At 68.4% G+C, this 9,135-nt stretch carries 14 protein-coding genes; 7 read left to right on the top strand and 7 right to left on the bottom strand.

What is annotated here, in order from left to right; genetic code table 11:
• From ABDV68_RS16355 to ABDV68_RS16345, 3 genes are all read left to right on the top strand, one after another.
• On the top strand, positions 1 to 239 hold a 239-nt coding region (locus tag ABDV68_RS16355), incomplete at its 5' end, for a zinc finger domain-containing protein (protein ID WP_343521170.1).
• 10 nt (positions 240 to 249) lie between these two features.
• Entirely contained in the window at positions 250 to 780 is a 531-nt protein-coding gene (gene lspA / locus ABDV68_RS16350) for a signal peptidase II (protein ID WP_343521169.1), read from the top strand.
• Positions 773 to 1,243, top strand: a complete 471-nt coding sequence (locus ABDV68_RS16345; protein ID WP_343521168.1) for a DUF3035 domain-containing protein — start codon at positions 773 to 775, stop codon at positions 1,241 to 1,243. Before lspA ends, ABDV68_RS16345 begins: the two co-directional genes overlap by 8 nt.
• A 99-nt stretch (positions 1,244 to 1,342) precedes the next feature.
• Here ABDV68_RS16345 and ABDV68_RS16340 read toward each other — a convergent pair whose 3' ends face one another.
• From ABDV68_RS16340 to ABDV68_RS16325, 4 genes are all read right to left on the bottom strand, one after another.
• On the bottom strand, positions 1,343 to 2,176 hold the full coding sequence (locus tag ABDV68_RS16340; RefSeq protein ID WP_343521167.1) for a TorF family putative porin: 834 nt from the start codon (positions 2,174 to 2,176) through the stop codon (positions 1,343 to 1,345).
• A 366-nt stretch (positions 2,177 to 2,542) separates the two neighbouring features.
• Positions 2,543 to 3,013, bottom strand: coding sequence for a RidA family protein (locus ABDV68_RS16335; RefSeq protein ID WP_343521166.1), 471 nt, complete (start codon positions 3,011 to 3,013; stop codon positions 2,543 to 2,545).
• Positions 3,013 to 3,657, bottom strand: coding sequence for an HAD family hydrolase (locus ABDV68_RS16330; protein ID WP_343521165.1), 645 nt, complete (start codon positions 3,655 to 3,657; stop codon positions 3,013 to 3,015). Before ABDV68_RS16330 ends, ABDV68_RS16335 begins: the two co-directional genes overlap by 1 nt.
• On the bottom strand, positions 3,654 to 3,926 hold the full coding sequence (locus tag ABDV68_RS16325) for a DUF3572 domain-containing protein (protein ID WP_343521164.1): 273 nt from the start codon (positions 3,924 to 3,926) through the stop codon (positions 3,654 to 3,656). Before ABDV68_RS16325 ends, ABDV68_RS16330 begins: the two co-directional genes overlap by 4 nt.
• A gap of 40 nt (positions 3,927 to 3,966) precedes the next feature.
• Here ABDV68_RS16325 and ABDV68_RS16320 point away from each other — a divergent pair, with 40 nt between their 5' ends.
• Positions 3,967 to 4,329: a response regulator gene (locus tag ABDV68_RS16320; protein WP_343521163.1), complete on the top strand. Its 363-nt coding sequence runs from the start codon at positions 3,967 to 3,969 to the stop codon at positions 4,327 to 4,329.
• A gap of 98 nt (positions 4,330 to 4,427) precedes the next feature.
• Here ABDV68_RS16320 and rpmG read toward each other — a convergent pair whose 3' ends face one another.
• Positions 4,428 to 4,595, bottom strand: a complete 168-nt coding sequence (rpmG, locus tag ABDV68_RS16315; RefSeq protein ID WP_265118380.1) for a 50S ribosomal protein L33 — start codon at positions 4,593 to 4,595, stop codon at positions 4,428 to 4,430.
• 348 nt (positions 4,596 to 4,943) lie between these two features.
• On the opposite strand from rpmG, the gene ABDV68_RS16310 reads away from it, so the two are divergent.
• The 3 genes from ABDV68_RS16310 (at position 4,944) to ABDV68_RS16300 (ending at position 6,419) form a co-directional block, all read left to right on the top strand.
• Complete coding sequence (locus ABDV68_RS16310) at positions 4,944 to 5,258, top strand: hypothetical protein (protein WP_343521162.1); 315 nt, start codon at positions 4,944 to 4,946, stop codon at positions 5,256 to 5,258.
• Positions 5,258 to 5,824, top strand: coding sequence for a TMEM165/GDT1 family protein (locus tag ABDV68_RS16305; RefSeq protein WP_343521161.1), 567 nt, complete (start codon positions 5,258 to 5,260; stop codon positions 5,822 to 5,824). Before ABDV68_RS16310 ends, ABDV68_RS16305 begins: the two co-directional genes overlap by 1 nt.
• Before the next feature lie 97 nt (positions 5,825 to 5,921).
• The gene (locus tag ABDV68_RS16300; protein WP_343521160.1) at positions 5,922 to 6,419 is read left to right on the top strand and encodes a DNA starvation/stationary phase protection protein; all 498 of its coding nucleotides are present in this window, start codon (positions 5,922 to 5,924) and stop codon (positions 6,417 to 6,419) included.
• Between the two features lie 143 nt (positions 6,420 to 6,562).
• On the opposite strand, the gene ABDV68_RS16295 is transcribed toward ABDV68_RS16300, so the two are convergent.
• Together ABDV68_RS16295 and ABDV68_RS16290 are read right to left on the bottom strand one after the other, a co-directional pair.
• On the bottom strand, positions 6,563 to 7,561 hold the full coding sequence (locus ABDV68_RS16295; protein WP_343521159.1) for an aldo/keto reductase: 999 nt from the start codon (positions 7,559 to 7,561) through the stop codon (positions 6,563 to 6,565).
• A partial coding sequence (locus tag ABDV68_RS16290; RefSeq protein ID WP_343521158.1) for a glycosyl hydrolase family 28-related protein occupies positions 7,558 to 9,135 on the bottom strand: 1,578 nt, incomplete at its 5' end. The genes ABDV68_RS16295 and ABDV68_RS16290, both read right to left, overlap by 4 nt.

Genomic DNA, 9,135 nt, shown 5'->3' with positions numbered 1-9,135 from the left:
CCTATCGCCGCGAGAAGGCGATCCGCTCGAGCCTCGAGGCCGAGGTGACCGTGCCCGAGATGCTCCGCCCGGCAAAGGAACTGGCGGAGGTGTTCATCGTCGCCGACGTCAAGCAGCAGGAGGGCGAGGTCACCGTCGCCCGCACCAGCCACGAGAAGTGCGGGCGCTGCTGGCGGCTGCTGCCGGAGGTTGAAGCCGAGGGCGCGCTGTGCCACCGCTGCACCCAAGTAGTTGGATGACGTTCGTTCCATGAATCGCAATCGTACCATCGGCTTCGCGCTCGCCGCGCTGATCTTCGTCGCGGACCAGGCGATGAAGGCGTTCGTGGTCGAGGGGCTCGGCCTCGCCTATCCCGGCGCGTCGAAGGAGATCCTGCCCTTCTTCGACCTGCGCTTCGTCGCCAATATCGGCGTGTCGCTGGGGCTGCTGCCCGCCGACACGCCGACGATGCGCTGGCTGCTCGTCGCGCTGACCGCCGCGATCGCCGCGGGCGTCGCCTGGTGGATGGCGCGCGAGAAGAGCCGGCCGGACATGTTCGCGCTCGCGCTGGTGCTGGGCGGCGCGCTCGGCAACATCGTCGATCGCGTGCGCTTCGGCTATGTCGTCGACTATGCCGACCTGCACTTCGGCGAATGGCGCCCTTTTTTGGTCTTCAATGTCGCCGATGCTGCGATTACCATCGGCGTCGTGATCCTGCTCGTCCGGGCGCTGTTCGTGCGTGACAAACAAAAAGCCGACGCAAATGCCGACGCTGCCCCTGTGGAGAATGCCAATGCGTAAATCCGTGCTGATCGCCGCCATCGGCGGCTCGGCGATGTTGCTCGTGAGCTGCGGCAGCGGCGGGATGTTCAACCGCAAGCGTCCCGACGAGTTCGCCGTGGCGCGCCAGGCGCCGCTGGTGATCCCGCCCGACTTCGCGCTGCGCCCGCCCCAGCCCGGCGCGCCGCGCCCGCAGGATTCGGGCGGGCCCTCGCAACAGGCGCTCGAAGCGCTGTTTGGCGGCCCGGCGCAGCGCAGCGCTTCGGAAGCGGCCGCGGTGCAGGCGGCGGGCGGCAGCAGCGCCGCCGATACCGGGGTGCGTTCCTCGGTCGGCAGCCCCGACACCAATGTCGTCGACAAGGGCAGCACCACCCGCGACATCGTCGCCGCGCCGCAGGGCGACGGGCGCGACGCGCGCACCGGCGCCGGCGCGCCGGCCGCCCCGGCTCCTGCGCCGTCCCCGACGCCCACGCCGCAGAACTGATTCGATCCGACAACGAGAAGGGCGGCCACGCTCGGCGCGGCCGCCCTTTTCATGTCCGGACACAAGGAAGGGGACCGGCCGGCCCCCTTCCCCGGTCGATCAGAACGAAAAGCCGATATAGGCCAGCACGGTCGAGCCGCGCCCGCGGCGCTGCGCGAAATTGCCGATGCCGACGACATCCTCGTTCGAGATGTCGGTATCGACATAGGTCACGCCGCCCTTGATCGGGCCGCCGACCCACTCCGCGCCGACGCTCCAGTCGAAATAGTTGTTGTCGAGCACGCCCGGGACGTTGAGCGAGCCGAGCGAGCCGGCCGAATAGCCGAGATGGCCCTTGAGCGTGATCGGCGTGGTCGGGATGGCGGTCGAGATGTCGCCATAGACATAGAGATTGTCGTCGTTGCCGCCCTTGACGTCGAAGCCGGCCAGGCCGTCCTGCCCGCCCCACGCATAGGCCGCGCCGAGCTTGGTCGAGACCGGGCCGATCGTGTAGGTGATCGCGGCATAGGGCTCGAAGAAGTCGGTCTTGAGGCCCTTGGCGCCGTCCGGATAGAGATAGTAGAGCAGGCCGACATCGAAGCCGACGCCGCTGCTCAGCGTCTTGGTGAAGCCGGCATAGAGGTCGACCTCGGCATCGCCATAGCCGGTGAGCGCGGGCGTGCTGCCGTCGAGGCCGCCGTCGATCGTCGAGGCCCACACGCCGGCATAGAAGCCCGACGAATGGTTGAAGTTGATCGTGCCCTGGATCGCCGGATCTTCGTTGGTCTGGGTGACGCCGCGGAAGCGATAGTCGGTGATCAGCGTGACGCCGCCGGTGACGGCGAGCGCCTCCGGAGCTTCGGTTTCGGCCGCGGCGGGCTCTTCCTGAGCGAAGGCCGGGGTTGCGGTCGCGGCGAGCAGCAGCGCGCCGGCGATGGACTTGGTGAAACGCATGGGATCCCTTTCTCTCTAAACGAGTGGTCCCCACCTGCCAGCAACCGGGACGCCGCCTTGGCTCAGGGCATGCGCCCCGGCGCGGCTATTGCCGTTTGCTGAGCTGAACTTGCCGTATCCCGCTGCGCTGCACAATCATCATTTGCGCGCTCGAGCCAATTGCGCCGCCGCTGTGGCGGCAGCGCAACAACATTGTCACATACGCAACAGTCAGGCGTCTGTCTGGAATGCGCCTTTCGGCGCATTGCGGCACCGGCCCGCTCCCCCACCCGGCCACCCATATGATGTTGCCGCTGGCTGGCCGGGTGGGGGAGCAGGCCGGTGCCGCCTAGAAACGCGCTCTTTGGCGCATTTCCAGACAGACGCTCAGCGCAGCGCGACGATCGCGTCGACCTCGACCGCGGCGCCGCGCGGCAGCGCCGCGACGCCGACCGCGGCGCGGGCATGACGCCCGGCCTCGCCGAACAATTTCTCCATCAGCTCCGACGCGCCGTTGGCGACCTGGGGCTGATCGGTGAAGCCGGGCGTCGAGTTGACGAACACGCCGAGCTTGACGATCCGCTCGACCCGGTCGAACCCGCCCAGCGCCTTGGCGATCTGCGCGACCAGCATCAGGCCGCAGCGCTCCGCCGCCTCCTGGCCATAAGCGAGGTCGCGGTCCTCGCCGAGCCGGCCGGTCATCACCGCGCCGTCCTTGAACGGCAGCTGGCCCGAGATGTGGAGCAGCCCGCCCGCTTCGACCGTCGGCACATAGGCGGCGACCGGCGCCGCGGCTTCGGGCAGCGTCAGGCCGAGTTCGGCGAGCTTGGCGTGGACGCCAGAATCAGTCGGGGTCATTACATCTCTCCCATGTTTTCGAGTTGATCGGCAGGCTGGCCAGCGGCGAAGCGCGCGGAAATCCACGCCTCGGCCTCGCGCCAGTCGTCGATGCGGGCATGCGCGAAGGGCGCGGGCGGCACGTGCGGCGCCATCGCCGGCTCCGACACCATGTGCAGCCGGTGAACATGCGGCGCGTTGCGCGCGACCGATTCGTGATGCTGGGCGAGATCGTCGACGAATACCGCGACGCCCGCGCCATGCTCCTCGACCAGCTGCGCCACCGGACGGCCCTTGCCGCCCTGGTTGCATTCGACGCGGTGGACGATGCCGTGGGTGTCGAGCTGCGCGATGCGCGGCTCGCGGCAATGCTCCTGCAGGTTGGTGAGGATGACGATGTCGGCGGTCCGCGCCAGCGCGGCGAGCGCCTCGCGGGCGTGCGGCACCAGCGTCTGGCGCGCCATCTCGCCCGGGAAGAAGCCGCCGAGAAAGCCCCAGATCTCCTCGACGCTGAGCTGGTCGCCGCTGCGCCGCCTCATCGCATTGGCCCAGTCGTGGTTCGACACGTCGAACTCGACGTCATGGGTCTCGTCGAGCCAGGCGCTGAAATGCCGCACCATGTGCAGCAGCACTTCGTCGCAGTCGCAGATCAACAGCGGCTTCATGGGGTCTCCAGCTTCGCGCGCGCCGCAACCAGCGCCGCGGGTTGGACGCCGAGCGTCTCGGCGCAGGCGATCAGGTCGGGCTCATGCGCCTCGAGGAAACCGAGCACCGCTCCAAGCACATCAGGCTCGGCCGCGCGGGCGCGCAGGTCCGCCGGGGTCAGGCCAGTCACATCGAGCAGCCGCTGCGCGCGGCCGGCGTCGGACACGGTCCAGCCCAGCGCGGCCAGCGCCAATGTGAGCATGTCGTCATTTGTCTCGCCCGCGTGCATCGCCTAGAGCTTTTACGACCTCTGGGGTGGAAAGCTGCGCGTGGCAAAAAGGGTGCTGGTTGTCGAGGACAACGAACTCAATCTCAAACTTTTCTGCGACCTGCTGCGCGCGCACGGCTTCGAAACCTCGCCGGTCCGCGACGGGCGCGAGGCGGTGGCGACCGCGCGCGCGTTCGGTCCCGACCTGGTGGTGATGGACATCCAGCTGCCGCACATCTCGGGCCTCGACATCATCGGGCGGATGCGCGGCGATCCGGCGCTGCGGAGCATCCCGGTGATGGCGGTGACCGCCTATGCCGGACAGGAGGACGAGGCACGGATCAGGGCGGCCGGCGCCAACGCCTATGTCACCAAGCCGATCTCGGTGATGCGCTTCGTCGAAGAGGTGCAGGCGCTGCTATGAAGCGCGCAAACGGAAAAGGCCGCTGAGCGATGCGCCCGCGGCCCTGGATCCCGGATCAAGTCCGGGATGACGTGCGGCGGCTTACGCCGCCGCTTGCGTCACTTGATCTTCGCTTCCTTGAACTCGACGTGCTTGCGCGCGACGGGATCGTATTTGCGGAAGCTCAGCTTCTCGGTCTGGGTGCGCGGGTTCTTCTTGGTGACATAGAAGAAGCCGGTGTCAGCGGTGCTGACGAGCTTGATCTTGACGGTTGTCGGCTTGGCCATCGCCCGAATCCTGCAGTCTGGTTCAAAAGAATAAAGCGGCCGCGCGCTGGCAGGCCGCTGTCAGGGGTGGGCGCATGCCCCGTGAGGCGCGCAATGTCAAGCGCGGAGGCGGATTGGCGAACGCAGTTCGAGGCTGCCGACCTTCCTGAACCCTATTCGTCATTCCCGCGAAGGGGGGAATCCATTGCCGCTGTGTTCGCGGCTGTTGTCGACAGGCCAGCCAGAATGGATTCCCGCCTGCGCGGAAATGACGATGAGACGAATTCAAACCACTTCACCACCGGCCGATTAGCAGCCTGTTAACCATAGAGGGCGCAGCGTTCGCCCATGTCGCCGGGGAGAAGCGCGATGGGGAACGCACGCAACTGGGTGCTGGCAAGCGAGCTGAGCCACCGAATCGATTCGCTCGACGCGCGCGCGGCACATGCGGCGACCGCCGATCTGGCGGCCGATCTCGATGCGATCCGCCGAATCGCGCTCGCCAACGGCATTACGCCTGCCCTCCCCGTGGTCCATGCGCTCGAAGCCGCGCTGGCGGCGGGGCAGCGCGGGCCGATGATCGCCGGCGGCCTGTCGCTGCTGCGCGACGCGGTCGGCTGCGGCCGCGACGATGCGCGCACCGGCGCGGCCTTCGCCGCCGCCTGTGCTATCCGATTGGCCTGATGGACTCACTCGTCCCCGCCTTCATCGCGGTGCTGCTCACTCAGTCGGGCGACCGCTCGCCCTGGCTGGTCGCGCTCCTCGCCGACCGCTTCGGCAAGCCGTTGCTGGTCGCGCTCGCAGCGGGGCTCGCGCACGCCGCCGGCAATGCGGTCGCGGCGACCGGCGGCCTGCTGATCGCGCCGATGCTGACCCCCAACGCCAGACAGCTCCTGCTCGCGCTCGCGCTGGGGTTCGCGGCGATGGGCGCGCTGTGGCGCCTTAAGCCGCCCGATCGGCTCGAAGGCTGGAAGCTCGGCGCGTTCCTGACCCCGCTGTTCGGCGTGTTCATTCTCGCCGCGGGCGATACCACGCAATTCTTCACGCTCGCCTTCGCCGCGCAAGGCCCCGCGCCGGCGCTCGCCGCAGCGGGCGCGACCATGGCAGTGCTCGTCGTCAACACCGCCGCGGCGGTGATGGGCGAGGCGGCGTGGCGCAAGCTGCCGGTGCGGGCCTATCGCATCGGCTTCGGCCTGGTCTGCCTCGTCGCCGCCCTCATCCTCGCGCTCGGGGCGCTGCGCCTGATCTAGCACGTCGATTGCTCTGATCGGGCATTTTGCGGCGCGACAGCGGACCCTATATGGCAAGGGATCGTTCCATTGCCGACTCAACCGATGGGGACCTATCATGGCCGAACCGAACGCCGCGCTGAAGACGCCGACCGACCTCAACCGCAACGACACCAAGACCGTCGCGCAGGCGCTGAACGGCATCCTGGCGGACAGCTATGCGCTGTACTTCAAGACCAAGAATTTCCACTGGCACGTCTCGGGCCCGCATTTCCGCGACTATCACCTGATGCTCGACGATCAGGCGGCGCAGATCCTGGCGACCACCGACGCGATCGCCGAGCGCGTGCGCAAGACCGGCAACGCCACGCTGCGCTCGGTCGGCGACATTTCGCGCCACCAGACGATCGAGGACAATGACAAGGAGTTCGTCGCGCCCGACGCGATGCTGGCCGAGCTGCGCGAGGACAATCTCAAGCTGATCGCGCTGCTGCGCGAGGCGAAGGAAATCGTCGACGAGGCCAAGGACAACGCGACCAGCGGCATCCTCGACGAATGGACCGATCAGGCCGAGGAACGCGCCTGGTTCCTGTTCGAAGCCAGCCGCAAGGGGTGAGGCACGATAACTCCTCCCCCTGAGGGGGAGGTGGCACCGCGCAGCGGTGACGGAGGGGTATTCTCCACCAGCAGTGACGCCAGTGGTGAGCTACCCCTCCACCAGCTTCGCTGGTCCCCCTCCCCCTCCCGGGAGGAATGGCGTTAGTGGGGCGTCGGCGCGTCCCGGCGGATCAGCTGCGCCTCCTTGAGCTCGGCCCACAACGCCACCGGGATCGGCTGGGCCATGAGCGCAAGCGCATCTTCGACCTGGCGGACAGAGCCCATCCCCGGCACCACCGACGCGACTTGCGGGTGCGCGAGCGGGAATTGCAGCGCGGCCGCGGCGAGGGGCACGCCATGGCGCGCGCAGCTATCCTCGATCGCGCCGACACGTTCGACGATCGCGGGCGGCGCCGGCTCGTAGTTGAAGTTGGGGATCGCGCCGCCGTGGCGCACGCCCTTGGCGAGGATGCCGCTATTGTACGGCCCGGCGACCACCAGTCGCACGCCGCGCTGCTCGCAGAGCGGCAGCAGGTCGTCGAGCGGGTCCTGCTCGAGCAGGGTATAGCGCCCGGCGAGCATGATCAGGTCGATCTCGCCTTCGCCCAGCATCTCGATGCACACCGCGGTCTCGTTGACCCCCAATCCGATCGCGCCGACCGCGCCCGAATCGCGCAGCTCGCGCATCGCGCGATAGCCGCCGTCGAGAAACTCGCGGAACCGCCGGGGATGCGCATCGCCATGCGCGAAGCCGCCGACGTCGTGCGCGTAGAGGATGTCGATCCGGTCGCGCCGCAGCCGCGCGAGGCTGCTTTCGTACGAGCGCATCACCGCGTCGTAGCTGTAGTCGAACACGCTCTCATAGGGCTCGGGCGAGACGAACGCCTGACGCGCGACCGTCAGGTCGGCATCGGGCCGCGGGTCGAGCCGCCGGCCGACCTTGGTCGAGACGATCGCGGTCTGCGCCGGATCGAGCTCGGCCAGCGCCGCGCCCAGCCGCTTCTCGCTCAGCCCGAAGCCGTAATGCGGCGCGGTGTCGAAATAGCGGATGCCCGCGTCCCACGCTCGCGCCACGACTTCGCGCGCCTGCGCGTCGGGCACCGCGCGATAGAGATTGCCGATCGACGCCGCGCCGAAGGCGAGATCGCCCAACTCGATCATGCGAGCGTCCGGATGTCGCCGGTCGCGATCCCGCTGCTGTCCTTCGCCACGATCGCGGCCTCGCGCGGCTTGTCGGACACCAGCCCGTCGATGATCGCGCCCTCGACGTTGCGCAACGCCACGGTCGGCCGCGCATCCGCCTTCTCGACGCTGAAGCGGCAGTCCTTGATCGTCAGCCTTTTGGCATGGCGCGCCCAGAAGCCGGATGCGGGCAGTGTCTTGAGGTAGCTCACCTCGAGGCTGGTCTCGCGGCGATATTCGGGCTCGCGCGCCGCGTCCGCCGCAGTGCCGCCGCCCGGCGAATGGACCTCGACGCCATGGAAGGTTACATCCTCGATCGGCCCGTCGGCAAAGCCCTCGACCCCGCACGGCTCGCGCCAGTCGCCGCCCGAGACCTGCACATCCTCGAAGCGGATGCGGCGGATCTTGCCGACCGGCGTGCCCTTGGGCGCGCGCATGCGGGCGCCGTGGTGAACGAACAGCGGGTGGTTGACCGGACCGCGCAGCGTGATCCCGCTCACCGACACATCCTCCATCGTGCCGCCATCGACGATGCCGATCAGGATGCCGCGGCTGTTGGTGCAGATGCAATCGGCGATGCGCACGTTGCGGAAGCCGCCGACGGTCTCGGTGCCCATCTTGATCCGCCCGAGCACGCCATTGCCGTCGGGCGAGCCGTAATCGGACAGGCGGTAGCTGCCGTCGAGCAGCGAGCCCATCAGGTACCCGCTGGTCTTGCAGCCCTGGACGAGGATGTCCTCGCAGATCACCTTGCGGCCGAGCGCGCCGCTGCTCTTGAGCACGATCGCATCGTCCTTGGGCGCGTTGACCGTGCAGTTGAGCACGCGCACGTCGCGGCAGCAGTCGATGTCGATCCCGTCGCGGTCGGTGTCGATCACCACGCCGTCGACCGCCATGTTGCTGCAGCCATGCGCGATGATGCCGAAATGGCCAGCCTGCAGGATGGTGAAATCCTGCAGCCGCACGTTGCGGCAGTTCATCAGGCCGATCGTCTTGTTGGCGCGCCCGACCTGCTCGGCTTCCTTTGGATCGCGCAGCATGAGTTCCTTGGGGCTGATCCCCAGCGCCTTGGCCGACTTCCAGTGCTCGCGCTGCCACCAATGGTCCCCCGGCCCCTCGCGGTCGAGGCCGAGGCCGTGGAGCATGCCCGGCCCGACCACGCCGATGTTCGACGCGCCGTCGGCATAGATCAGGCTGTTGTGGACATGGGTGATCCCGAAATCCTGGAACTGCTCCTCCAGATAATTCTCGGGCGGATCGTAGTTGCGGCCGTGGATGTCCGGGTTCGCCGCCTCGATCACCGCGCCGGCGGACAGCGCCAGCGTGACATTGTCGAGCAGCCGGATCGAGAAGCTGAGGTAGCGCCCCGGCGGCACCAGCACCACGCCCCCGCCGCGCTTCGCCGCGGCCTTGACCGCGCGGTTGATCGCCGGGCTGTCGATCGTGCGGCCGTCGCCGCGCGCGCCATGCTTGCGAATATCCTCGATTCCGCCATGGTCCAGCGCGGCCTGGGCATAGGCCGGCGTGCCGAGCAGCAGTGCGAGGAGTCCGAG

Origin of the sequence: Sphingomonas sp., from assembly GCF_039595165.1 — a bacterium.
Taxonomy (GTDB): domain Bacteria; phylum Pseudomonadota; class Alphaproteobacteria; order Sphingomonadales; family Sphingomonadaceae; genus Sphingomonas.
This window is presented reverse-complemented; position numbering and strand designations above follow the sequence as displayed.